General features: G+C 32.6%; 23 protein-coding genes. 4 read left to right on the top strand and 19 right to left on the bottom strand.

Features of this window, described 5'->3' with window-relative positions:
• Positions 1 to 2: 2 nt before the first annotated feature.
• Positions 3 to 566, bottom strand: a complete 564-nt coding sequence (locus ABD963_RS10265; protein ID WP_345276879.1) for a DUF6134 family protein — start codon at positions 564 to 566, stop codon at positions 3 to 5.
• Between the two features lie 243 nt (positions 567 to 809).
• Positions 810 to 1,877, bottom strand: coding sequence for a helix-turn-helix domain-containing protein (locus tag ABD963_RS10270; protein WP_345276880.1), 1,068 nt, complete (start codon positions 1,875 to 1,877; stop codon positions 810 to 812).
• Positions 1,878 to 2,264: 387 nt separating this feature from the next.
• Between ABD963_RS10270 and ABD963_RS10275 the strand changes: the two genes are divergently transcribed.
• The 4 genes from ABD963_RS10275 (at position 2,265) to rpe (ending at position 5,461) form a co-directional block, all read left to right on the top strand.
• A complete protein-coding gene (locus ABD963_RS10275) occupies positions 2,265 to 3,266 on the top strand; it encodes a hypothetical protein (RefSeq protein ID WP_345276881.1) in 1,002 nt (333 codons plus the stop codon).
• 71 nt (positions 3,267 to 3,337) lie between these two features.
• On the top strand, positions 3,338 to 3,712 hold the full coding sequence (locus ABD963_RS10280) for a hypothetical protein (protein WP_345276882.1): 375 nt from the start codon (positions 3,338 to 3,340) through the stop codon (positions 3,710 to 3,712).
• A gap of 78 nt (positions 3,713 to 3,790) precedes the next feature.
• Positions 3,791 to 4,654 (top strand): sigma-70 family RNA polymerase sigma factor, encoded by an 864-nt coding sequence (locus ABD963_RS10285; protein ID WP_237231669.1) that lies wholly within the window; start codon positions 3,791 to 3,793, stop codon positions 4,652 to 4,654.
• 144 nt (positions 4,655 to 4,798) lie between these two features.
• The gene (gene rpe / locus ABD963_RS10290; RefSeq protein ID WP_345276883.1) at positions 4,799 to 5,461 is read left to right on the top strand and encodes a ribulose-phosphate 3-epimerase; all 663 of its coding nucleotides are present in this window, start codon (positions 4,799 to 4,801) and stop codon (positions 5,459 to 5,461) included.
• Here rpe and ABD963_RS10295 read toward each other — a convergent pair.
• From ABD963_RS10295 to ABD963_RS10375, 17 genes are all read right to left on the bottom strand, one after another.
• Positions 5,458 to 5,874, bottom strand: a complete 417-nt coding sequence (locus ABD963_RS10295) for a CBS domain-containing protein (RefSeq protein ID WP_345276884.1) — start codon at positions 5,872 to 5,874, stop codon at positions 5,458 to 5,460. The genes rpe and ABD963_RS10295 overlap by 4 nt on opposite strands.
• A gap of 23 nt (positions 5,875 to 5,897) precedes the next feature.
• Complete coding sequence (locus ABD963_RS10300) at positions 5,898 to 6,317, bottom strand: CBS domain-containing protein (protein ID WP_345276885.1); 420 nt, start codon at positions 6,315 to 6,317, stop codon at positions 5,898 to 5,900.
• 77 nt (positions 6,318 to 6,394) lie between these two features.
• The gene (locus ABD963_RS10305; protein ID WP_345276886.1) at positions 6,395 to 7,120 is read right to left on the bottom strand and encodes a zinc-dependent peptidase; all 726 of its coding nucleotides are present in this window, start codon (positions 7,118 to 7,120) and stop codon (positions 6,395 to 6,397) included.
• 342 nt (positions 7,121 to 7,462) lie between these two features.
• Positions 7,463 to 8,479 (bottom strand): DUF481 domain-containing protein, encoded by a 1,017-nt coding sequence (locus tag ABD963_RS10310; RefSeq protein ID WP_345276887.1) that lies wholly within the window; start codon positions 8,477 to 8,479, stop codon positions 7,463 to 7,465.
• A gap of 43 nt (positions 8,480 to 8,522) precedes the next feature.
• The gene (locus ABD963_RS10315; RefSeq protein ID WP_345276888.1) at positions 8,523 to 9,938 is read right to left on the bottom strand and encodes an alginate export family protein; all 1,416 of its coding nucleotides are present in this window, start codon (positions 9,936 to 9,938) and stop codon (positions 8,523 to 8,525) included.
• Between the two features lie 36 nt (positions 9,939 to 9,974).
• Complete coding sequence (locus ABD963_RS10320; protein WP_345276889.1) at positions 9,975 to 10,997, bottom strand: META domain-containing protein; 1,023 nt, start codon at positions 10,995 to 10,997, stop codon at positions 9,975 to 9,977.
• An 8-nt stretch (positions 10,998 to 11,005) separates the two neighbouring features.
• Positions 11,006 to 12,175, bottom strand: coding sequence for a hypothetical protein (locus ABD963_RS10325; RefSeq protein WP_345276890.1), 1,170 nt, complete (start codon positions 12,173 to 12,175; stop codon positions 11,006 to 11,008).
• Between the two features lie 36 nt (positions 12,176 to 12,211).
• Positions 12,212 to 12,676 (bottom strand): phosphate-starvation-inducible PsiE family protein, encoded by a 465-nt coding sequence (locus tag ABD963_RS10330; protein WP_345276891.1) that lies wholly within the window; start codon positions 12,674 to 12,676, stop codon positions 12,212 to 12,214.
• Positions 12,677 to 12,724: 48 nt separating this feature from the next.
• Positions 12,725 to 13,813, bottom strand: coding sequence for a PCMD domain-containing protein (locus ABD963_RS10335; RefSeq protein ID WP_345276892.1), 1,089 nt, complete (start codon positions 13,811 to 13,813; stop codon positions 12,725 to 12,727).
• Positions 13,814 to 13,846: 33 nt separating this feature from the next.
• Positions 13,847 to 14,566, bottom strand: a complete 720-nt coding sequence (locus ABD963_RS10340) for a hypothetical protein (RefSeq protein ID WP_345276893.1) — start codon at positions 14,564 to 14,566, stop codon at positions 13,847 to 13,849.
• A gap of 12 nt (positions 14,567 to 14,578) precedes the next feature.
• Positions 14,579 to 15,877: a serine hydrolase domain-containing protein gene (locus ABD963_RS10345; RefSeq protein ID WP_345276894.1), complete on the bottom strand. Its 1,299-nt coding sequence runs from the start codon at positions 15,875 to 15,877 to the stop codon at positions 14,579 to 14,581.
• A gap of 3 nt (positions 15,878 to 15,880) precedes the next feature.
• A complete protein-coding gene (locus ABD963_RS10350; RefSeq protein ID WP_345276895.1) occupies positions 15,881 to 16,651 on the bottom strand; it encodes a hypothetical protein in 771 nt (256 codons plus the stop codon).
• 443 nt (positions 16,652 to 17,094) lie between these two features.
• The gene (locus ABD963_RS10355; RefSeq protein WP_345276896.1) at positions 17,095 to 18,744 is read right to left on the bottom strand and encodes a GH35 family beta-galactosidase; all 1,650 of its coding nucleotides are present in this window, start codon (positions 18,742 to 18,744) and stop codon (positions 17,095 to 17,097) included.
• An 82-nt stretch (positions 18,745 to 18,826) separates the two neighbouring features.
• Complete coding sequence (locus ABD963_RS10360) at positions 18,827 to 19,996, bottom strand: T9SS type A sorting domain-containing protein (RefSeq protein WP_345276897.1); 1,170 nt, start codon at positions 19,994 to 19,996, stop codon at positions 18,827 to 18,829.
• 129 nt (positions 19,997 to 20,125) lie between these two features.
• Positions 20,126 to 21,220 (bottom strand): PKD domain-containing protein, encoded by a 1,095-nt coding sequence (locus ABD963_RS10365; protein WP_345276898.1) that lies wholly within the window; start codon positions 21,218 to 21,220, stop codon positions 20,126 to 20,128.
• Between the two features lie 15 nt (positions 21,221 to 21,235).
• Positions 21,236 to 23,203: a hypothetical protein gene (locus tag ABD963_RS10370; RefSeq protein ID WP_345276899.1), complete on the bottom strand. Its 1,968-nt coding sequence runs from the start codon at positions 23,201 to 23,203 to the stop codon at positions 21,236 to 21,238.
• Between the two features lie 13 nt (positions 23,204 to 23,216).
• The gene (locus ABD963_RS10375; RefSeq protein ID WP_345276900.1) at positions 23,217 to 24,959 is read right to left on the bottom strand and encodes a RagB/SusD family nutrient uptake outer membrane protein; all 1,743 of its coding nucleotides are present in this window, start codon (positions 24,957 to 24,959) and stop codon (positions 23,217 to 23,219) included.
• Between the last annotated feature and the right edge of the window lie 7 nt (positions 24,960 to 24,966).

The following is a 24,966-nucleotide window of genomic DNA, read 5'->3' on the forward strand; positions in this document are numbered from 1 at the left end:
GATTAAGCAGGAATTAAGGTTACACTAAACAAAGAGCTATTGGCTTCAACTTTTACACACCTACCATTTTCATAATGAAAAATATTAAACTTATCTTCAGAGAATGCTACCTTGTACTTACCCTCCCCTAAAGGCTCAAGATTTACCATTCGCTTCAAATTATCACAATAAATACGGTTTAAATTTTTTGGTTCTTTGAAATAAAGCATCACCAAATTATCCTGAATATCCTCAAAACCCAATTGTTTTTCTGTATCTCCAATCTCCAAATGATAGCTGTCATTTTTATAAGTTACGCTATGATTAGCTTTAATCTTATTATTAACTTTTCGGTAAACAGAAGAATAGATTAAAATGCCATTTTTATAAATGGCTGTTTCCTTTCCACGTATACTAAATTTCAAAATATATTTTACATCTATACTACTCTCTAAAGCATAAATTGTTGAATCACTTTTAGTGTTACAACTTACCTTAATAGTGCCAATTATTTCATTGTTTCTAACAACGTTATAACTTATCTGCTCTAATGGTTTTTTGTCATTGGCATATGAAGTAGTTATCATAAATAAGACCATGAAGATTTTCAATCTTATCGCTAATTTTTTAATAAATGACCGCTTTCTGGAAAAGAAGTTTGTTCTTTTCATTTTCTTTAATAGGTAAACAATTAACATTGGTATCATGACTAAAACTTTTTATGATTATTTGTTAATCGTAAAAGTATAGGCGTCAAATAAAACCAATGTCCAGTATGGTCTAGGATGCAATAATTAGGATGTCCAACGATTATTTCGGACTAAAAGAGGTTAATATTTGTCTCTAAAAGTTGAGGGTGTTTCAGAAGTAAACTTTTTAAAAGCAGAATAAAAGGTAGATTTAGAATTAAAGCCACATTCTAAGCCTATGGCTACTATGGTGTAATCACTAAATTCATTATTAGATAAGAACTTTTTGGCTTGCTCAACTCTAAGTGAATTTATGAAATCTGAAAAATTATAATCACTATAAGAATTTATAAGCTTAGAAAAGTAGCTTTTGCTCATACCAAGGTCAGAAGCTAGAGTTTCCATACTAAGTAATGGATCTAAATACAACTTATCTTTAATTATATAATCCCTTATCCTATGAAAATCGCTTTGATGCTTCTCATTGTAAAAATCATCTTCACTATCGGATAATACTTTTTTGGCATCATTCGCTACAGAAATGAGATTACTATCCATTGAGCTCCTTAAAACAATTCTATCCCTTAAAACATTGTACTTGTAAAATCCTTGATAACCTATCCAGTATAATAATATGGATGAACTAAGTCTTAAAAACACATAGGCATCTTCATTTCCGGTAAATGATTTAATGGCAACTGCCATAACCCAAAAAATGATTACCACAGTTCCTAATCTAATAAACCATTTTATCCAGTTTAAATCATCATAAGATAAAATATAGGATATCAAATGGTGCCTCCTAAAAATAATTAGGCAAGCATTAATAAACAAAAAGATACTGTACAAAAGATTCAATATATCTTCCAGCATCGTATACCTTTCAATTAGAAAGGTATCTCTGTCTGGTACTTCATAGTACACATAAGAAATAACACAAAGACGAAGTATGATTTCAGAGACAAAAAGTATAATCGAAAATTTAAGAAAATCGTTTACTTTATCCTGAACCTTTAAAAAGTGTGTGGTAAACGCATAAAACATAGGTAGAATAAGCACATACCACGGAATAAGTAAATTTTCTACTAGAAATAAATCGGAAGTGTAATCATTATCAATTAACCATCTTTGAAGGTTATTTAAGGAAATAAATAGTACGGTTAAATTCAAGAAGACAATTACCTTGTCGCATTTTTTTTTGACAAACATGGTAACAAGGTTAAATGCAAAACCTTGTATTACACCTGCAATTAGAAAAAAGTTTATTATAGATGCCAACTTTCTTTAGTGAAATTTTACTAAATATAAGTATTTCAAGCTTTTAAATTAATTTCAGATTTGTTTTTTTTACTTACAAGTACAAAATAGATATAACTATCTACTAACTTAAAAATAGCTTTGAGCACTATACTAGATTTGTTAGAGTTTTGAGTTTTCATGTTTGGTAATTTAAATTGTTAATAGCAAAATTCTAATCGTATTACTCAAATTTACTTGCAATTTTTGAAAGCTTATTGTTGAAATTGTCCTGAATTTCCATTTATTTTTCTTATTTTTCACAAACTTACTCTCTTTGAACTTGTAATTTTTGAAAAAATGCAAGAACAATTTATTAACTACCTGAAGGAAAAAGCGCAGGACAATACTTCATTTGCTGAAGAAATAGCCAGTGTTTTAGATATTGGATATGATGCTGCCTATCGTCGAATTAATTTAAAGACCAGTATAACGCTGGAAGAAGGCGTAAAACTTGCCAAACACTATAAAATATCACTAAATAAGCTATTTGAAGTTGGAAATACAAACACAATTTTAGCCAATTTATCACCACCAATACACAATAAAGAAGGGCTTGAAGTATGGTTAAACCAATCCTACGATAGTGTTTTTCCTTTAACAAAACTTAAAAGTGCGTCAATAATTTATTCTGCCAAAGACATACCTTTGTTTCACACTTTAAAAGATTCCTATCTTTCTAGATATAAAATTTATGTTTGGTTGAAAGATGTAGACCCAGAAATGACTAGGAATAAGGTTACATTCGATGCATTTATCAAAAATATTCCTGAATCTATGCTAGAAAGCGCCTTTAGATTGGGAGAGATTTACAAGGATATTAACATTACCGAAATATGGAACAACACCACCATTAATGGGTCTTTACAGCAAGTCCTCTATTATTTTGAAGCTGGTGCGCTTTCTAAAGATTTAGCCTTGAAAATTTGTGATGATATAGAAGATGTAATTCGACATATTGAAAAGCAAGCTATCCAACAATGTTTAATTGGTTCAAAAAATAAAGCTATTTACAACTTGTATATCAATGATATACATACTATGAGTAACACTATTATGGTGAAAACACCTTTTCAAAAAGTGTTCTTTACGCCATTTACTGTTATTAGCTATTTTAAAATTGAGCACCAACCTACTTGTGAACTTATGTTTGAGTTTTTTGAAAAGCAAATGAGTATTTCAAAACTATTAGTAAATTCAGGGGAAAAAGACCGTTCTCTTTTCTTTAACAGAATGCACCAAAAGATAAATAGACTTCGTGAACGTATTATTATTGATAATGATGCCTTTGACTTTGAATAATTAGGTCATACTTAATAGTTAAATGATGTTAAAAATTTGCTTTTTATCAAATTTTCATTATATTGTTAGCTATGATTTACGAAGACAAAGAAAAATACTCAGGGATTCTAGAAGATTCCATTTCCTATTTAGAAAACCATGGTTTTGAAAATATTAAAGCCGATATCGAAGGCTACGAAACACCAAAGTCTTATTTAAAAAAAGGAAGCGATATAGCCATAACCCCTGATATTGTGGCATTTAAAGAAGGTAGAAAACATTACTTCGATATTAGTTTAAAATCTGAAAAACCAAAACTATTAAAATCTAAATGGTTGTTTTTAAATACACTAAGTAATTTAAAATCTTATAGATTTAGATTAATCACAGCACGTGGGCATTATAAGTTTACTGAAGATATGCTAGAAAGTATTAACTTACCAAACAAAAATTTCATAAAAATTTAATACTTATTGTAACATTTTTTATTATTCGAACGTATAACAACAGAATAACAATGTTCATTAATTATAGGAGAATACTAGATGAGACAACTTAAAATTACGAAGCAGGTTACCAATAGAGAAACGGCTTCGTTGGATAAATATCTTCAAGAAATTGGAAAAGTTGACCTGATTACCGCAGACGAAGAAGTTGAATTAGCACAGCGAATTAAAGCTGGCGACCAAAGAGCTTTGGAAAAATTAACTAAAGCTAACTTACGTTTTGTTGTATCGGTAGCTAAACAATACCAAAACCAGGGTTTAACTTTACCTGATTTAATCAATGAGGGCAATTTAGGATTAATTAAAGCGGCTCAACGTTTTGATGAAACTCGTGGTTTTAAATTTATATCCTATGCTGTTTGGTGGATTCGTCAATCCATTCTTCAAGCATTAGCTGAACAATCTAGAATTGTACGTCTGCCATTAAATAAAATTGGTTCCATCAATAAAATCAATAAAACATTTGCTTTTTTAGAGCAAAGTCACGAACGTCCGCCATCTGCCGAAGAAATTGCGAAAGAGTTGGATATGACTATCAATGACGTTAAAGAGTCCATGAAAAACTCTGGTCGCCACGTAAGTATGGATGCACCTTTAGTTGAAGGAGAAGATTCTAACTTATATGATGTTTTAAATAGTGGAGAGTCTCCAAACCCAGATAAAGAATTATTACACGAATCCTTGCGCACAGAAATTGAGCGTGCTCTCGAAACTTTAACACCTCGTGAAGCCGATGTTATTCGTTTATATTTTGGTTTAGGAAACCAGCACCCAATGACCTTAGAGGAAATTGGAGAAACGTTTGATTTAACTCGTGAACGTGTAAGACAAATTAAAGAAAAAGCTATTCGTAGACTTAAACATACCTCTAGAAGTAAAATATTAAAAACTTATTTAGGATAGTAATTTTTTAATAATAATTACGACTAAATTACAGTAACAAACAGTTACACATAACTGTTCGTTTTTTGATTGATGAAAGAACCCGCGGCTGATTACCGCGGGTTTATTTTTTCTATATTTGTACTTTAAAACTAAAAAATAACAATGAATTCAAAACTAATTGCACCATCCATTTTAGCCGCAGATTTTGCTAACCTCCAACGGGATATAGAAATGGTAAACCGAAGTGAAGCAGACTGGTTTCATATTGATGTTATGGATGGTCATTTTGTTCCAAATATTTCTTATGGAATGCCGGTAATACAAGCCATAAAAAAGCATGCAACCAAACCATTAGATGTGCATTTAATGATTGAAAAACCTGAACGCTACATTGAAGAATTCGCAAAAATTGGAGCAGATATTATTACGGTTCATTATGAGTCTACTATACATTTACATAGAACACTCACTCAAATTGAGGATGCAGGTTGTAAAGCCGGCGTTGTTTTAAATTTAACAACACCCGTTTCTGTTTTAGAAGATATCTTACCTAAATGTTATATGGTTTTACTGATGTCAATAAATCCTGGTTTTGGAGGGCAAAAATTTGAAGATATGACTTACAAAAGAGTTATAAAACTGCGAGAAATGATTAATCAACAAGGTTTAGATACGCGAATAGAAATCGATGGTGGTGTAACTAATAAAAATATTAAAGAATTGGTAAATGCCGGAGCAGATACCTTTGTAGCAGGAAGCTATATTTTTAAAAGTAATAACCAAATTGAAACTATCAAAGACCTTAAAGCTATAGCCAATTCCTAAAGAACTTTTAAAAAAAAGTTTAGCAAATCGGTCGTTGTAATAATACCTACCAAAACACCATTATCTTCTACAGGTAAAGCATGAAACTCATCTTTTGCTAAAATGGCAACAGCTTCTTTTATGGTTGCTTTAGGACTTATGGTTATAACCTTTTTGGTCATAACTTGCTCTATGGTAAAAGAGTTATAAACTACCGCATTTACATCATGTTCATCGTCCGTGGTTTCAGCAAAACTAATTTTTAATAAATCGGAGTAACTCAGCATCCCTATTACTACGTCAGAACTTACCACGGGTATATGCTTGATTTTATACTTTTTAAAAAGCATATCCGCTCTTTCTAAATCATCACTTCTTTTTAAGGCAATGATGTTTTTACTCATTATCTCTGAAACTAAAATACTTCCTAACATCTTTAAAGTTTTATAATTAATGATTAAAATTGTTTTAATAAATACTTAATCAAATCTGTAGTTGTTACTATACCAACTAGTTTATTGTTATCGACTACTGGGAGCGCATGAAATTCTTTTGTCGCTAATATTTCGGCAACCTCCTTTATAGAATTGGAAACTGATACACTAACAATGTTACTTTTCATAATCTGTTTAATTTTAAACATATTAAAAACAAGTGCATCTGCATTCTCTTCAATATCATCAGAAAAATCAGCAAAACTTAATCGCAATAAATCTGTTTGACTTAACATCCCAACAATTACATTATTTTCAACAACAGGTATATGTCTTATATGATGTTTCTTGAAAAGGTATTCTGCTTTTTCTAAGCTATCGTTTTTCTTTAAAGTTATAACTGGGGTAGTCATTATCATTGAAATTGGTGCTTTTTTTATCATGGCTATTCAAAATTTAGTTTAATAAAAATATCAAACTAAAACCTAAATAATTATGATAAATGTCATAACCAAACTAATTAATAACCAGCTGTATTAAAATTGAGCATTTGTTTAATTTTATTGTAAACCTCGGGAAATTGCGCCTTAAAGTCTTTCGGTGTTTCTATAAAATTTTCAATGGCTACCGCCAAAAACTCAAATTGATTGGTAAATGCATAATTTCGAAAATAATGAGAGGCTAGTAAATTATCTTTTAAATTATGATTGGTTGATAACAATAATGACAATTCCTTAAATGAATCACTAAAAATAGTTGAGCTTACATCACGTTCCTTCATGCTATTTAAATGGATAGCATGGGTAATTTCATGTATACCTAAATTCAAATTATCATTTTCTATAGCGAATCCTTGTTTGAAGTCTTCCCATGATAAAACCAAAGCTCCAAGCCTGGGATTAAATTCACCTTTATGGTAGGTATTATTGGAATTAGAAAAAAACTTTTTGGGATATATTACAATTTTTGAAATAAGGCCGATATAAAAATCCCTAAAACCAAAAGTAAGCATAACCGCGGTTGCCGATATTAGGACTATCATTTCATCTGTAACATTCAAACCCTCTCTACCAATAAAATCCTTGTCTTTTATAAATGAAGCCAGACGGTGTTCAAAAAACTTTTTCTCTTTTTCAGTTAATTTATTATAAAATGAAAATTGTTTTTTTAGAATATCTTTTTGATGGTTGTCTAACTTTTTTAAAGTGATATAAAAATGGTTGTATAGTGGTTTTTTGTATGTCATTACATAACCCATTTCAAACATTTTAAAACTATAGCGTAAAATTATAAACGCCATAATAACTAGAAAAACACCTAATATAATTTGGTTTGTTAAGTTTAAACTGGTGAAATATAGGTTGGTTGGCATAAACTACTAAACGTATATTTTGAATTTTAATTATAACAGAAAAACTCCAATATATAAATCGAAAATATAAGGAATAAAAACTAACCTTATATAAATTAAATTTTAAAAGCGTTTATTATATGCTTCATAAAAAAAATATAGGTCTTTGAATTTTATTATGAACAAAAATTCAAAAATAACGGATGAGAAATATGAAAATTAATTAAATAAAAAAAATTACCATTCCCAACCAATACCAGTCCTAAATACATAATCTGTTTGAACGGAATTAATTGCGGGCTGATTATCGTAGTTAAAAACAAAACCTGCACGAATGAATAAATCCAATGGAAGATCGTATTTCAAATCGAGATTTAAATCGGCACGATATCTTCCTTTTTCAGTTAACCCAGAATACCCCATGTAATTAAAAGATAACTCTAAACCATCAACTGCATATAAATTTAATTCAGTACTCAAAGATCCCTCCCAACTATTAAAACTTTCATCAATATTAGAAAATCTTTCTAGATTATTATTTATACCAATTTTCAAAATCAAATAGGCTTTGTTCGAACTATAAATATAATTACCAACACCTAATTGAGAATTAGCACGAATATCAATTAATTGTTCTGTATTTGAAAGAGTAGAAATCGTTAAAATTCCAAACCAATTTTTAAACAATAATCGTTTGTAATCTAACAAACCATCGGTTCGTTTAATCGATTCCGTTTCATTTTGAGAAGAACGTATTATATTATAGGTGGCATTAACAGACCACTTATCTTCATGATATCCTGCCGAGCTACGTAAAGAAAATTGTTGCATATCTCGAGCCTTAAACAAATTAAAGCCTGCCTCTAATGTGGCAGTAAATCGATTATCAAATCCATCTTTTAATTGAGCTAAGTATACGATATCGCTAAGATTACAAATCAAATATGTTTCGCTTTCATCAAATATTTTTACTTTCCCGTCGGAAATTGATTCTAATCTTCCGTAAATTACTTTACCATCAGCACTTACTAGAAATTGAGACTTCGTATATATTTCTTTGATACTTTGCCACTTTATTTTAAAATTTTCATCACCATATGGAATATCTATCTCTAGTACTCCTTTTTCCATTTTCTTGATTTCACCCACCAGTGCAGTGCCTCCATTAAAAACTAGAGAATCAGAAACGGCGAAAGAAATATTAATACAAAGTAAAAATATAAGAGTAATGGTTTGCCTAAGTTTAATAATCATAACATTTTAAATAGTTTTGAAAATCAATTCCACTTGAAAAGTACTAATAATTAAATACTATATTTACAAATCCGCCAGTCCAAATGGAAGTATCCCCTACAATATTTTCTATCCCATTCCCTGCAAATGACATACTAAATCCTGCATTGAAAAATATATTTCTATTTATTATTCTATTGTACTCAATAAAAAAATCATTTGCTAAACTGGGTTGGGACACGCCTACAACTACGGTAGGTATATTATCTGAAAACTCTACTCTAGCGGCTTGTCCGAATTGTATTGGGCTATTTAACTGTTGAGCAGCAATACTTGCATAACGAAATGTAATTATATCCTTTTGTGATGGCATCATTCTTATACTTAAGCCAAAGGATTTAACATTCGAATTAATAAAAACCATAGATGATTTTGAACCTGTAGACCATGCACTTGGTGAGCCTTCATAATATAATGGATCAAAGCGTTCTAAACCTGGTGTATCAGGATCATCACCAGAAAAAATTTGATAAGAGAACATCATTGTAGGTCTCCAAGTTATATTTGAAAAATCATATCCAATTTGGGCCCTTCCTCCCCAAGCATTCATGTCTATTCTATCATTCCATTCATATGCAAAATCAAGAGCAGTGAACAGGTTTTTTAATGAACTATTAAAAGGGTAGGTTTTACCATAAAAATTAATGGCATTCAAATCTTCTCTAGCTCCAAAAGTAATTATTGGGGCACCATTGCCATTAGGTGCCGCTTGAGGGTAAGGCGCATTAGAATTGATAACATTGACATAACTAATCCCAATATATTCATTTACGGATTCATTTAGATTAAAATCAAATCCAAAAATTTCATTTTTCGTATCATTGGAAGGTAACTCGTTAGGATTTATATAAAAAACTGTCGTACTCAATTTGTTACTAGTTAATTTTCCTATTGCAGACATTTCCCACGCTTTTCGAGGGCCAAATTTTAGAGCACCTCTTTCAAAACCACTAACACCTCCATTGGCAATTAACATACCAGTTCCTAATTTAAGCTCTTTAGATCCGACCGAAACATCTAAATTTGATTGTTCAGATAATGAAAATTGATAGCCTAAATGGGCTTCTTCTAGAGTTATTCTCCCAGTATTTTTTTCATCAAATGCATCTGTACCCAAAGTAGAAGAAGCTACTGCCGAAATTTTACCATAGAATTTAGATTTTCCTGAAGGCATTGTAAATCCCATTCCAGGTTTAACGTAGGATTCTAGCCATTGGGTATCAGAGTTGTAATCTAACTGAGGAACGTCTGCTAAGTTCCAAAACAAATTGGTTTCTGCCACTGCATTGGAACCAAACTGTAAATAGCCCTGAACTTTTAAATTTTCGGAGTCATGCAATTTCAGAAAGTTTGTTTCCTGAGCGCTGATATGATTAATAAACAAAAAGAAACCTAAATAGAATAAAAGTTTTAATTTCATGAGGTTGGTTTTTAATATTGTGTGATACTTTATTTGTTAATCTACTTTCCTATAAGCCAATATTTCTTTCCCTTCTAAGTTGTAAAAGATCAAAATATTATCTTTAAATTCATATCTATTAATGTCTTTCAATGCTTTCATATAGCGTTGAGGGTATTCCATTTCAGGACACATTTTACGTGTACTGCCTGTATTTTCTATTACAATTTTTTCATTGGACAGTTCTGAAATGGACCCGAAATATTCGTTACAGCCATCATTGCCAAATATCTTCATTTCATGGGTATTGACCTCTAATTGTGGAACTGTTACCATACGATTAATAGGAAACCCTTCTACCCTAACTGCTGCCCAAATATCATGGAGTCTATCACGGTTACTTGTTTGCTGTTGAGACATAAAACCTAAAATTACGTTGTTGTCTTTATCAAATAACTGCAGTTCTCCTTCTATAACTTTAAAGGAACTTACTTTATTAAGTAAATTAAAATATTGGTCTTCATAGTTCTTTTCGGGACAGAGCATTAAAGTACTAGCACTTTTGGACATTTGGATTTCTTGTAATCCAAGTTGAAGAATTTTACCACTGAAGGCGTTACAACCACCATTTCCTCCAAAAATCATTTCAGATAGATCAATCTGTAATACTGGTACTTGAATGCTGTCATTTAGCTTTTCACCTTCTATTGTACCCAAAATCCATCTTGTATTTAACTGTAATCTAGGATCTTGTAGACTATCCAACACTTTTAACACACGGTAACCAATTGATGGTGCATCGGCCAATTGTTCGGATTCCTCTAATTTCATTTCTTCCAATTGGACCTTTTGAAGTTGTCCAAGTTTAAAATCAAATCCTTGAATTTCTGCACCAAATAGTTCCCATTTTGCATTATCTAGAGTTTCTGTCCTTGATACGAGAAGACATGATGATTTCCCTACACCAAGATCACATGTTGTTTTAAATCCACTTATCCATATAACTGATGTTTTATTTTTCATCATAGAACAAGAAACTAATGTCAGGAGAGAAAACATTAATAAAGCTATATTTTTCATAATTAAGTTTAAGATTTACGTTTACCTATTAAGTAGCCTATATAAAATGGTAATCCTAGTACTACTATAAAGAGTAAAATAAAGTACATTATCAAGTTTCTTAAGGTTTTTCCTATGCTGGCAATAGCTTTTTCAACACCAGATTCTACCAATGTATCAGCCTTGGCCGTTAAAACCATCCGCTCTCTTTTTATAATGGAATCTATAGCAACCCGCTCCCTATGTATTATTTCGTCAACCGACTGAACATCAGAAGAAAGACTTCGCATAGCCGATTCTATTTCATAATTAAGGCTACTAAAAAGGGGGCCAATATTATTTCTGAATTCTTTAATGGCTCTTTCAATAGTTTCTGGAGACCTCTCGGCTATAACAATTAAGCGTTGAAATTGTCGGTCAATTTCTGCCAATTTTGCCTCAAAATCTAAGGAGTCAAGTCCCTTTTCTTTTAAAAATAATTCTGATTTCCAATTGAAACGTTTACCAGCAGCATCTGAATAATAACCAAATCGGTTGGTAGCATCTGAAACTACTTCTGATAAGGTTCCCACAGTTTGAACCGCTATACTATCAGGTATTTTATTGAACTCCAAATAGGATTGCCTTACGGATTTATGCTTAAATTCCTTTTGCAATAACAAAGGTGTGTTATTAGCATAATCTTCCACAAATTCTTTAATTCTTTTAAACTCATCTTTACTCAATACACTCTTAGCAATTTTTTGAATTTCTTCTATATTTTGATGAACCGCATCAAGCGCTATTGGCTTATGTGCCCCAAAAACCTGCTCTAGATAAGGGTTTTCGAGCGAATTTCTTACTTCTAAAAAATAAGCCCAAGTATCTACCAAAGCTATCCTTGGCTCAGTTTGAAAACTAATTTTTCCTAATTCTTCAGATGTTTGTATTTTCCAATGCAGTGTGTTTAGTTGAACGCTTTTCTCCTTTTTTGATAAATTATGAATACTATCCGCAGCTTGTTCTATTCTGTCCATAGCATTATTAGCGAAACCTTGTGTTAATAATCTGGTATTCAGATCGACAAGTCCCAATGGTTTCTGTTCACTTTCAATCTTAACGAGGGAACAAGAATTCAAAGACAAAAGAATTGTTAAAAGCAATAAATTAAATGGTAAATAATTTTTAACCAATAACTTATCTTTAAAAATATTCAACATAACTTTTTCCTTTTATTTCAGTTTAATAGCTTTTATTCATTTTGTTTTTTTGCCAGAAATCCTTTTAATAACAAACGGTTTGTTTATAAAATTAAGCGCTCCTAAAACCAAAACTAAAACTGATATACCTAATAACTTCATTCCATCAGTATGTTCAAAATCCATTGCAAATAGATGCCTTACTATGGCTATCATGGCAATTTCATAAATTATAATGAGATATTTAGAATGCTCTTCCGATTTAAGAAACACGAAAAACGACTGAATTAGTTCCAGTATAATAGTAAGTAAAAGAATTCCAGCAATAAACCCTTGCACATGTTGCACGAATAAATTCTTAACATCAACTGCATTTGTTGAAAAATCAAAAATGGATGTTTTATTGAGCATTGTTCTTACTACTAATAATATCAGCTCTGCAGACGAATAAACCAATATCACAAAAAGAACGACTATAATTAGCCAATAAAAAGCTTTAATACATTTTTCTATTAAATTCATATCTCATAAAGATTTAGTGTTTTTACTATCTTGATTATTACATAGGGCTCAATAAATAAGTTCAAAATTATTTATCCATAATTCGCTTCCAATAGCACCAGTAAAAAAATCTCCCAAAGCACTAGATGAAAAAACGACCGTAATATGCGTTGGTGTCGCAGATCCTAGACCCCATGATTCACCATCCTGAATATTTGCATATTCATACTCTAGGTCTGAAGGTGTTAATTCTCCATATTTTATATCTATTACTAGATTCTCCCAATTAGCAACTTCAATTCCACTTCGAAACCAACCTGTACCAATCCTTTGAATATTATTACCATCTCTTTTTTCCAACAAAACATAAATATCGCATTGATCACCTCCCAAAAGTAAATTTCCATCAGCATCCTCATATGAGGATCCAGGAATGTAAATATAATCCAACTTAAAAGCATTAGGCCGTCCGTTAAATGGCGTACCAAAATCTATATTGGATCTGGGATCTGTTGGATTTGGGAATTTATCTGTAAATTTTCCAGTAAATAAGGTCGCTGCCGCCATTCTTACCAATAGTGGCGCCGAAACACTAGTAAGTCGGGCTGCAAAATCACCATCACCGAGGTCTTCAGGATTAGTATTAGCGTCTCCGGCTATGGCTAAAGCTCTGTTTGCAGTGCCCCAAACCGTGTTTTCGGCGCTTTCTCCAGGTTGTTGATATCTTCCAACATTATACCATAAATCGAAATCGCTATTTGGTAATTGAGGGTTGGGTAATGCGGGTATTGCTGTAACTGTCCAAACAGCTGTTGAATTATCTTCCGCTGTCACCGTGTAACTCACAGGCTCTAAAAAATTCTGAGGCTCATTTTTTGAGGGAGAAATATTGGCTAAGTTAGAAATTTCTATAATTGATGGGATTAAATCAATTAGTTGAGCTTCCTCACTCATAGGAATTATTATACTTCGCAGTTCTTTATTAATCGATGTTAAACCTGCCTGACCAGGCAATTGAAATGCTTTGACTTCTTTAAAAGATGATAGACCGAATTCATCCTCGCTTATACATGATTCTACAAAGAAAAAACCTAAAAGCATCAAAATGAAAAAAACTTTGAATCTTTTAATGTCGATTGTTATTTTATTGGAATTCATAATTTTAAGCATATACTTTTATTTGATAATTTTCTAAAAATAAAACGCAACCCCGAGATTTAGCTCTAATAAATTCAATCTTAAGTCGATGTTAGTTTGTTCTATACGCGTTCTATTTGATACATCATCATTTACCACTTCTTTTTCAATGCGAGTTGATAATCCGGCTACATTTACTCTAGTCTCAAAAGCCCAATTTCGGGTAAAGAAAAGAGCCACTCCTGGACTTACACCGAGTTGAATTTCTAAAAAATCACCCTCAATTTTATCTACATTATCTAATGAGTAAATCCTTTGGAGAGATTCTCCAAAAGTAAATCCTAGTTCAGTTTGAATAAGAATTTGCAATTTCCCTTTACCAATGGGAATGTAGTTTCGCATATTTGGCACAAAGGAAATGCCTCGTTGAAGACGTTTAGAATTTATATTCTCTTCACTTTCACCTAAATAGGTAATGTCTTCACGGGATTGACCATAGCCAATTGATAAACCTAAAGTAAAGTTTTCTTTTATTGCATAACCTCCATTACCTATTATTCTATAAGTATATCTATCTTGATCTAAGACTTGCCTTAAAAGTTGGTCTTCGTTTTCAGCTTTTCTCTGATTCAAAGAAAAGGTAAGGGAACTATAAAACCTCCCTTTTTCAATTTTAAAATCCTGGTCAATTGTTGATTCTTCTTGTGAAAATCCGTTGATGGTTACCAACAATAAAAGAGTAATTGACCAATATAATATAGTTAACTTCATCATGCCTATTAGGATTTACTTATTCATCAAGTATTTTGCAACAGCATGATATGCCGGTAATGAAGTTGGATCAATCTTAGAATTCTTGGCCTCAGGATGGGAGGAAAACCTAACAATAACCATTTCTGCTTTTGGATCTATATAAATAGTTTGACCGTGAACTCCTCTTGCTGCAAATGACCCGTGTTCGTTGTGAGTTATCCACCACATATCTCGATAACTCCAATTTAATGAACCATAAGAAGATTTTTTAAATGCCTCCTTGTCACCCCCTTTCATAATGTCATCAATGAGTGCAGATGGAAGAATTTGTTGTTTATTGAAATATCCTTTTTTTCGAATCATTTCTCCAAACATAGCCATATCCCTCATATTTGCGCTAAATCCACCTCCGGCAAATGCAATCCCGGCACCATCTATCTGATAATATCCATCAAAATGAGTTCCAAGTGGTTTCCAAATCCTGTCAGAAAGCAACTCAGGAATGCTCTTTCCAGATACTTTAGAAATTATCCAGCCCATGACATCTGTATTTACTGTTTTATATCCAAAAACTTCCCCATGTTCACCTTCTTTTTGGACCGTTTTCAAATAATCATAATAATTGGTAGGTCCATTGTATGATTGTGGTTTCGGAAAAGGATTACCCGCAGCCGAAAAAGCCCAAATTTCTGCATTAGGGTTGGAGTAATCTTCGCTATATTTTAATCCAGTTGTCATGTCTAAAATTTGCCTAATCGTGGCATCTCCAAAGGCCGAGCCTTTTAACTCTGGAATATAATCTGACCCTAATTTATTTTCATCTAAAACTCCCTCTTCAATTAATAAGCCTCCAAGGGTACCAGTAAAGGTTTTACTTACTGACATTGCTGCATGGAGTCCATCAGGCTTTAATTCACCAAAATACTTTTCATAAATTATTTTCCCCTTATGAAGAATAAGCATTCCATCAGTATAATTTTTTTCTAAAGACTCTTTCCAGGTCATTAATCCATTAGCATTTGTTGGAGTAAATGTAATGGCATCAATATTATTATCAAGTCTAACTTTAAACTTAAAAGTTTTACCGGTAGTTGATTTCACAACTGTAGTTGGCATAAATTGACGCATATGGCAAACGCTATAACGTAATGCAGGAAATTTAAAGAAACTACCGTCGATGGCAGACACAATTTTGTCTTTAGGTGGCGGAAAACCTTGCATCCACCCCATTTTTACCGGGTCTGAATCATTAAAATTCAAAGGAGTTTGGGCAATCAAATCAGTACTAAAGACTGCGGAAAATAGCAAGAAAGAATATAATAATTTTCTCATATATTAAAAGTTTTTGGTGATTCCTAATTGAATTAAAAGACCTCTATTGTTAATAGTTTCTTTTTTAGTGGGAACCTCGGCAACCGAGGTAATGTTAAAACCGCCGCCCAGTGATTTACCTACTATTGGCGCAACCACAAAGTCGAAGTTGTTATTTTCAAAATCATTGATGATTCTGGGCTCGAAAACAAAGAACCAGCCAGAGGCCATAAATTTTGCCAAAAAAGTCCTAAGGGTAAAAACGCTCAATGTTGGATACTTTAAATTTTTTGATAAATGGAAAAGATATTGAGGCTGTATTGCAAAAAATAAACTAGTATTAACCGTGTAGGAATATGTTAAAGATGGGTTCATTGAAAAATATTGATTCCCAAAACCAACTGCTCCTGTTGGTAAAGTAAATTCTGCGGCCGCAGCAAGTGCATGTTTATTCTTTACATAAAAAGCATTTAGGATGGAAAATCGTAGATCGCCCATTCTGGTTTCAAAATTACTATCCAACTGGCCATTATTGGTAGTTATTATTTCTGGCTTTAATCCAAAACTCCATCGATTGACCCCGACAGTAAAATTTATCCTATTGTTTATCTGAGATCTATTATCAGATTTATCATAGTACCATATTGAATATACCAACTTTGTTATTACCCTGGTTGGATCTACTCCAGATTGCGTTCTTAATGATTCCAGTTTTGTTGTGTCTTGTGAAACTTGCGAATTTCCTAAGTAACAACCCAAAATTAAAAATATGATAAAGAGTTTTTTTAGGAACATTTAAAATTATTATCACAAGTAAATTAATTAAAAATAAAAAAAAATTTATTTTCTTCATAATTTAAATAATGAGTCTTTTGCCTGTAATATTTGGAAATTTAAATAAATTGGAGATGCATGTTTTGAAAATGAATTAAAAATTCATTGAAACCAAAAATTATTTAGAAAAGAGAAATTTTATTTAATAAAGATTGTAATAATAAAAAACTTCAACCAAATTGGTTGAAGTTTTTATTTTGTGAACCAAATAGACCTGACTTCAAACCAAATAAAAGACTTATTCAAAAACTTAAATAGTAAATTATATTAAGTGATTTATTGAGCATTTAAGGACAAACTTAACTAGTAGAGCGAACAGAAAAATGTAGGACCTTTATTATTTGAATTAAAGAGATTTTAAAAGATTAATGATATATAATTCTAAATTAATCTTTAGATGGTATTTAGCGCTTATAAGTAATTACTTTATAAACTCCAGGTGTAACGACACTTTGTTTAGTAGCTGGCGAATAGGCATCAGGTTCTCCTTCCTTTTTGGTTGTCTGTAAGATATCTTCATTTGTTACATAAGTTCTTCCAAATACCCTTAATCTTGAATTATGATAGGTTTCATCACCATTCATCATGCGGGTAGTTATCCATTTTTTATTTTCAAAGCGGCCTTCAAATACCTGACCGATATAACCAATGGTATTTTTTACCTCTGAAGAAAAATACATAGACATATTCATACCTATAACTATAAACTCATCGATACCAGATTGAATGATAATACCAAAAGAAGGTTTATTTGGTTTTTCATACATGACTTTGATCTTGTAATCACCTAAATAAATATCATTATAAGTCTCGCTGCCTTCTTGAAGTACGGCCCTCATGTTACCAGTGCCTTGGTAATCTTTTATTAAATGTTCAACTTCATTGAGAACTTCATACGATTTTGTAAACACAAAATTATCAGCAGCATCTTCTATTCCAAAAGGAGAGAAACAAATCGCATCATGTTCTCCAAAAGCATAATAGGCTCTTCCTACCTCAGCTTTAGATTCTGGTACCAATAAAGGATTATCATCTCTATGGTACATAGCTACAATTTCCTTGAAGTTTGGTAAGTAAATGTCAGGCGACTGAATATCTATGTCTGGTGCAGCAGCTTTCCAAATATCCATAACCCTTGAAACCGGGCCACCATTTGGATACACCCCGGGTAAGTCTTCAGATTTCTGAACTATCCATGCATTAACCATCATGGGTAAATTATACTGCTCACGGCCTGCTTTAGCCACAAAGTTTATATACGTTGCGTATTGCCAAGTGGTAAAAAATGCTTTTGACTCTGATGTATCACCAAAAAGTTCTTTCCAAGTCCCCTGTGTTTTAAAATTAGATTCGGACCAAGCATCTCTTACATAAGTATCTAGATTTTTTTTATTTTTCTTTAAATAATTAATTAATTCGCTTGGCACAGTTTGTTCATATAATTTCAAGGAAATGGTATTATAATCAATATCTTGAAACATCCCTACTTCATTTTGCGGTTGCATTAAGATTACTGTCTGATCTTTGTCTACTTCTTTAATATGCTGCATTAACTGAGCAAATGCTTTTGCATCCGCTTTTTTTGTTGCCTCACAGAATGGGGATAAAGTTTCAATTTCGTTGCCTTCTTTGGTTTTTACTCTAAAAAAGCGTTTAGTGTCTTTTTTTACCCACATAGGCGCATAACTTGATTCTCCATTCTTCCAACTTGCAAACCATAGTAAACAAACTTTTAGATTATTTTTACTTGCGTTATCGATAATTGCGTCAACTAATGAGTAATCAAAAACACCTTCCTCTGGCTCAAATTGTTCCCAGGCAAGTGTTACAAAAACCGAATTTAGATTCATCTTTTTCAACTTTGGAAAAAGAGGCTCCATATACTCAATTGTTGAAGCCGAGGAATTATGAACCTCTCCAGCAATCATCAGAAATGGTTCATTATTAACCATAAGTTGAGTTGCAGTTCCCTTTTTTTGTAAGTTAGGTGTATTTTGAGCTATAACTTGGCAACTTATAGTCATTATAACTAGTAGTATTCTATATAATTTCATAACTAAATTCTATGTTTAACAAAAATTTATTGAAAAATAAAACTCACCATAATTGGTGAGTTTTACCTTAACTAAACTAAAACTATTGAAAGAATATTTTCTTCACTCCACGAACATCATCTTTCTCAATTTGTAAAATGTAAATTCCTTCATTGCTAACAGCTTTGGAAGATGTTTTTCCTTGAATAGTTTCATCCAAAATCAATCTACCAAGCATATCAAAAACTTTTAATGATGTATTGATTTGATCCTTGGCAAAATTGATTTTTCCAGATTTATCAAAAAATACTACTTCTTCAAATTTTGTAAATGACTTATTACTTAATGTTGAAGACTGTCCAAAATATATATTATCCACATAAACCCCTATTGAAGTGCCCTCCGTTGGGTATAAAGTTATCTTTGTCATTGTGTTGCCTATCTCGTCATCAAGTGTTATACTATACTCTTGCCAGCCTGTGCCTGAATATGTTATATTACCACCAAAATATGCACCGTCATTAAATTGAACTTGTGCTCCTGGAGAACTATTAGGATTATAAACTGAGAAGAAAAGTTTATCACCAGCTACGGGAGTGTACGTTGGAAAATATTGAATTTCCAACCATGGAAAAGGATTAGTCGTGCCTGAAAATGCACAATTTGCACTGGAATTAACAGCATCAGATAGAGGATTTGAAACTTCTGCCCCATTTGGAGATTCGAAAAACATACCAGATGATTCTGTCTCATCATAAACTATTGGATTTTCGGCAGGAGCTAATACTGAGTTTTGCCCAAAGTAAATGTTGTCTACATAAACCCCTATTGATGTTCCCTCAGTCGGGTATAGTGTAATCTTTGTTATTGAATTACCTATCTCATCATCAAGTGCAATAACATATTCTTGCCACCCAGAGCCAGAATACGATATATTACCTCCAAAATATGCGCCATCATTAAATTGAACTTGTGCACCTGGAGATGAATTCGGGTTATAAACAGATAAGAAAAGCTTGTCACCTGAAACAGGGGTATAGTTTGGGAAATACTGAATTTCCAACCAAGGAAAAGGATTATCGGTACCAGAAAACGCACAGTTAGCACTGGAATTTACAGCATCTGAGAGTGGATTGGAAACCTCCCCACCGTTTGGAGATTCGAAGAACATCCCTGAAGAAGTTGATTCGTTATAAACGTATGTTTGGGCATCTACCATCATAGACAACATAACGGCAATTAAACAAAGTAAAAATGTAATTTTTGATTTCATAATTTTGATATTTAGATTAGACATTAATTAGTTTTTAATATTTAGTTTTTTTGATTTTTGACATAAATCTCCACCCTGAAAATCTTATGTATTTGATTTACAGTTGTTTATAATTTAATTAATAATTAATTATTGAGACTCTTTTAGCGATATCTCATCAATATATATAGTTCCCAATCCGGGTTGTATAAACTTAAACTGTGTCCATGCATTATTGGCCTTGCCCTCAGAGTAAACTTGAGTAAGGTCCCCTGTTTGAAAAGTAATTGTTTTAAAAGACCACTCACTTGTAACCTCAGGTATCGGGCTATACCATGCGAAATTTCGCCATGATTGCTTGTCGCTTTCATTGGTCACCTCAGCTGCAGTAACTCGATTGAAATCTTCACTTTTAATCCAAAAACTGAATTCATAGGTCTTATTACTTTGCAAAACTGCATTTGGAAAACCATTTTTTCCTTTAGTGAATAGTTGTGATTCTATATTTGCCTGATTGATAACAATTTTTGCAAAACCATCGGTTCCATTAGCACCTTCACCTGGCGAATTCTCAATACTAAAAACCATGGCATCAGTGCCATTTGATATCCATCCTTCCCAAGTATCAGCCGCCAACTCCAAATTTTCAAAACCAAAAACAGATCTAACGTATTGTTCGGTTCCCACCTGAATATTTATGGTTTGAGTATCTGTAATGCCATTTAAAAATGTGACTTCAAGCATACATTCAACAGGGCCCTCTTGAGAGAAAGTCACACTTACTTCGTCATCTGTTGAACTTGATGGTGAACCTCCTGGAAATGTCCATATTCTTGAAGCAACACTGTTGGAATTGTCTTTAAAAACTATTGGTTCGTTGGCACTTGTTTGAAAAGCACTGACATTAAAGTTTATAAGACCGCTTCCAACTTGAACAAAAATATCTTTAGATTCGGTAATACCATCAGAAAATGTATTCTCAATAGTACATGTAATTAATCCAACTTCCGAGAAACTCACATTCACTTCTTTATCAGTAGAAGTAGCTGGTGAACCACTTGGAAATGTCCATTTCCTAGAAACAACACCAGTAGAATAATCGGTAAAAGTAATCTCTTGCCCCAGATTAGTTTGTTCACTACTGACATCAGGATCAAAAACTATTTCATCAGGATAATTATGGGTTTCTTCGCAGCCAAATAAAAAGGCTAAGGCTAGAGTTAAGGTTAAAATTTTTGTTTTCATTTTTATAGTTTTTTTTTAAAATGATTGTATTAAGCTCTGTAAGCTGTTTGCAATAGCAGAATCATTCATATAATAATTAGAAATAATGTTTTGTTGGTATTGATCTATCGCCATGGCTATAGGACCTATGTTGATATCAAAAGGATTCCAATTTGGTACGGGAACATTAAGATTTGTTGGCAAATCATTAATTCTAACATTATCAGGTAGTCCCAGCAAAGGATGATAATACCCTAAATCGGCATACGATCTTAAAGCCTGTATGGACTTCGAAGGACTAAAAGGCAATGCCAAAGCTGCGCCATAAGGTGCAGGTGATATTTGAATGACTTCATTAGTATTGGCCCCTGACACCAAAGAGCCTTGGTTGCTGATGTATTTTTTCCAATTAATAAATCCATTATTTTCAACACTGGATAATGTTTGGCAAGCAGTTAAGCCCATTAAAGTCATATTGAATTTTGACTCAGATGTTTGTGCGTCATTATTGAATGCTGAAATACTATTACCTTTATAAGGTTCAACAGAACCTGTCCAAAGTTGCATCCAATTATAAGTAAAGCCAGCTCCAAACCAACTTACATGATAACCATTTTTATATTCTCTATAAATTCTATTTAAATCTAGATTATTTACCTTTCCAGAGGCTAAAGCTTCTAAATAGATTAATTCTGTTTCTTCTGAAAAAGCATCTGCCCAAACCTGTCCATTCTTTTGCCCGTTAACAGCATTTATTCCTTTTACAATCCTACCAAATCTATACGAGTCGTTCGCATTAGTATAGATTGATTCTTCCCACATAGGCCTATTCAACAACTCATTGCATATTGTTACGATTTCTATGTCATTTGCGAATTTTTGTTTTACGGTTCTAATACCAGCAGCACAAATTGCCCAATCAATAGTGCTGACCGCTGCAGCATCACCTTGGAAAAGGCCACTACCATCAGCATTATAATAGTGCAACGGAAAACCATAAATACCTCCAGAACCATTGAACCAATTTTGTGCTTGTTGCCATCTAAGCATCGACAAAATTCTAGTCCTTGATGTTTGCGAATCGATAATATTATCATTTTCAGCCAAAATGTAAATAGCATAGGCATAACCCATTCCTGATAAAGATACTCTCGACGCATCATCACTTGCTTCTAATACAATACCTCTACCATTGCCAACATCTCTGTAATTCCATAAAAAATAGTTTATGCTTGCCTTTTTTAGCCATTCTACAAATTGAGCATCGCTTGGTGGTGGCTGGTATGGTGAGGTAGTTCCGTTGTTCAAATAAATATCATCAATCCCCAATGCCCCTTTCTTAAAAATTGACAGGTTTTGTTTATTTCCTTCAATTTTAAATGATAAATGATGTAAGCCATGGTCGTTAAGAGTCATGGTGTATGACCTCATTTGATCTGTAGTTATATCAAATTCCTCACTTTTCAATAAGTTACCTGAAATATCAAATGCTTCAAGAGTTAACTTAATTGGTACTTCATAGCTTACCGCTCTAAAGCTAAGACCTTTTAAATTCTGTAAGAATTCCATAGGTACTGGTACTCTATTTATAAGTTTACCATGAATGGCAACAACAAATTCCATATAATCACTGCCGCTATTAAAACCTTCAAATGATATTTTATGCATCGCGTTGAAGCCATTCCTTAAAATTTCTGAAGATACCTTACTAAACTGACTGTTTCTAATGACCCACTCCGAATTAACTTCAGTGTTTCTCTCCTTACCCATATCCGCAGTATATATGGCAATACCGGGATAATGCGTTGGTTCAGTTAAATTTGGAAGAAAAAAAATATCATTCTTGGGGTAATCAGAAATATTATAATCTGGGTCATTTTCAACAATATCTTGAATTTTATCATTACTGCTACAAGCAATAGTTGATAGCAACAAAACAGCTATAACAAAAAGCATTTTCAAGGCTATGTTTTTAAATAAATCAGTATTATTTATTGTTTTCATAGTTACCTAGTAATTAATTATAGCCGGGGTTTTGCTCCAAATTACTTTTTAGAATCTCCTCAATGGGTATTGGCCATAGATAATGATACGCTGGAAAGCTTCTCTTTCCCGTACCTCCCTCGAAATAAAAATATCTATAAGACTTTGAGCCGTTAGATGGGTTTCTGACAACCTCTACCCCAACAATGTCCTTTGCAAAATCGTTTTCTGCGTCCATCCATCTTCTAGCATCGTACCATCTATTACCTTCAAAAGCCAATTCTATTTTTCTTTCATGCTTGATTTTCGCCAATAAATCCCCTGAGGCATTGATGGGTGGCATATTAACACCTGTTCTACTTCTCACGCGATTCACATACTCAACTGCAGTAGAAAAATTATTGAGATGATACTGAGCTTCAGCATAGGTAAGATAGAATTCTGCCAGCCTCATGTAAATCCAAGGTTGGTCACTTGCAACGCCGGCATTCAGCTCCCAACTTTCATCTAAGGATTTTCTAATACCATATCCCAGTACGCTTCCATTCCACCAAAAATCAACATCCGTATTTCTACTGTCTTTTCCACCATTCCAAAACTCGAGTTGTCTACCCTTAAAGACAGTGCCGTCATAAAGAACAGAATATCTTAATCGAGGATCCCTGTTTTGATAAGGATTACCTGGATTGTAGTTCGTGGCATTTGGATTGATAATTGGAGTTAAATTATTTGGATTAGTACCTGTGTAACCTAATACTGGAATGACTCCTGATGTAGTTTCGTATTGGTCTATAAACTCTTGCCTTGGATTTTCACTTATCCAACCCCCGTCACCATTTGGAAAACGCCATTCATCAATGCTATGTCCACCTCTATAGTGAAAATAGAAATCTGATAAAACATCTACTAGTTCAAATCCATACTGGTCAATAAATTGTTTAAAAAAGATAACCTCAGGGTCCATTGCATTTAAGAAAAGACCTTTGTAATCTGTTGATAAGCTATATTGACTAAGATTGAATAACTCCTCACAGGCATCGGAAACCAATTGCCATTTGGATTGGTCATTTGAAATATTAAATAACGGGCTAGCATCGAACAATAAAGCACGTATTTTCAATCCTATTGCAGCACCTTTGGTAATTCTTCCAAATTCCAATTCAACAGCTTCATTTTTATTTGGCAAATCTTGGATTGCCAAATCTAATTCCTCAACTATAAACTCCACACATTCTTCAAAAGAAGCTCTAGGAACATCAAAATTGGAATCTAAACTAAAAGTTTCTTTAATTAAGGGCACTCCGCCATATCTTGAAATAAGTTCAGTATAAAAGTATGCCCTTAAAAACCGAATCTCTGCGGTAAGTTGTTTAACTCTTTCAACCTCTTCTCCAGAGTATAAAGCAATATTCTCAAGAAAAATATTATTATTTCGAATAGCTGAATAGGCATCTAGCCAAAAACCATTGAAATAATACATGTTTAAAGAACCAGACGTTAATCCGCCTTGGGTATATTTATCTAAAAATCTGGCTTCATGCATGTGGTAACTTTCATCGGTAATTCCAGTCATCCGTAAGCCCCCTGCCCATTGTGGAAAACCATGAGGTAGTTCGTTATACCTATCGTTTACATAAAGCTCAATTAAGTTCAAATCTTGCCAAACATTGGCTTCTGATACCGCATCTTGTGGCTTTAAATCCAAGAAATCATTATTACAACCAGAAGATGACACTATGATTATTGCAGAAATTAATATTTGTTTTAATCTTTTCATTTTCTTT

This window comes from Litoribaculum gwangyangense, from assembly GCF_039543505.1.
GTDB classification, from domain to species: Bacteria; Bacteroidota; Bacteroidia; order Flavobacteriales; family Flavobacteriaceae; genus Litoribaculum; species Litoribaculum gwangyangense.

Bases quoted from the DNA above. Each gene is read 5' to 3' on its own strand.
- ABD963_RS10265 (WP_345276879.1), bottom strand. From the start codon at position 566: ATGATAACTACTTCATATGCCAATGACAAAAAACCATTAGAGCAGATA.
- ABD963_RS10270 (WP_345276880.1), bottom strand. From the start codon at position 1,877: ATGTTTGTCAAAAAAAAATGCGACAAGGTAATTGTCTTCTTGAATTTA.
- ABD963_RS10275 (WP_345276881.1), top strand. From the start codon at position 2,265: ATGCAAGAACAATTTATTAACTACCTGAAGGAAAAAGCGCAGGACAAT.
- ABD963_RS10280 (WP_345276882.1), top strand. From the start codon at position 3,338: ATGATTTACGAAGACAAAGAAAAATACTCAGGGATTCTAGAAGATTCC.
- ABD963_RS10285 (WP_237231669.1), top strand. From the start codon at position 3,791: ATGAGACAACTTAAAATTACGAAGCAGGTTACCAATAGAGAAACGGCT.
- rpe (WP_345276883.1), top strand. From the start codon at position 4,799: ATGAATTCAAAACTAATTGCACCATCCATTTTAGCCGCAGATTTTGCT.
- ABD963_RS10295 (WP_345276884.1), bottom strand. From the start codon at position 5,874: ATGTTAGGAAGTATTTTAGTTTCAGAGATAATGAGTAAAAACATCATT.
- ABD963_RS10300 (WP_345276885.1), bottom strand. From the start codon at position 6,317: ATGATAAAAAAAGCACCAATTTCAATGATAATGACTACCCCAGTTATA.
- ABD963_RS10305 (WP_345276886.1), bottom strand. From the start codon at position 7,120: ATGACATACAAAAAACCACTATACAACCATTTTTATATCACTTTAAAA.
- ABD963_RS10310 (WP_345276887.1), bottom strand. From the start codon at position 8,479: ATGATTATTAAACTTAGGCAAACCATTACTCTTATATTTTTACTTTGT.
- ABD963_RS10315 (WP_345276888.1), bottom strand. From the start codon at position 9,938: ATGAAATTAAAACTTTTATTCTATTTAGGTTTCTTTTTGTTTATTAAT.
- ABD963_RS10320 (WP_345276889.1), bottom strand. From the start codon at position 10,997: ATGAAAAATATAGCTTTATTAATGTTTTCTCTCCTGACATTAGTTTCT.
- ABD963_RS10325 (WP_345276890.1), bottom strand. From the start codon at position 12,175: ATGTTGAATATTTTTAAAGATAAGTTATTGGTTAAAAATTATTTACCA.
- ABD963_RS10330 (WP_345276891.1), bottom strand. From the start codon at position 12,676: ATGAATTTAATAGAAAAATGTATTAAAGCTTTTTATTGGCTAATTATA.
- ABD963_RS10335 (WP_345276892.1), bottom strand. From the start codon at position 13,813: ATGAATTCCAATAAAATAACAATCGACATTAAAAGATTCAAAGTTTTT.
- ABD963_RS10340 (WP_345276893.1), bottom strand. From the start codon at position 14,566: ATGATGAAGTTAACTATATTATATTGGTCAATTACTCTTTTATTGTTG.
- ABD963_RS10345 (WP_345276894.1), bottom strand. From the start codon at position 15,877: ATGAGAAAATTATTATATTCTTTCTTGCTATTTTCCGCAGTCTTTAGT.
- ABD963_RS10350 (WP_345276895.1), bottom strand. From the start codon at position 16,651: ATGTTCCTAAAAAAACTCTTTATCATATTTTTAATTTTGGGTTGTTAC.
- ABD963_RS10355 (WP_345276896.1), bottom strand. From the start codon at position 18,744: ATGAAATTATATAGAATACTACTAGTTATAATGACTATAAGTTGCCAA.
- ABD963_RS10360 (WP_345276897.1), bottom strand. From the start codon at position 19,996: ATGAAATCAAAAATTACATTTTTACTTTGTTTAATTGCCGTTATGTTG.
- ABD963_RS10365 (WP_345276898.1), bottom strand. From the start codon at position 21,220: ATGAAAACAAAAATTTTAACCTTAACTCTAGCCTTAGCCTTTTTATTT.
- ABD963_RS10370 (WP_345276899.1), bottom strand. From the start codon at position 23,203: ATGAAAACAATAAATAATACTGATTTATTTAAAAACATAGCCTTGAAA.
- ABD963_RS10375 (WP_345276900.1), bottom strand. From the start codon at position 24,959: ATGAAAAGATTAAAACAAATATTAATTTCTGCAATAATCATAGTGTCA.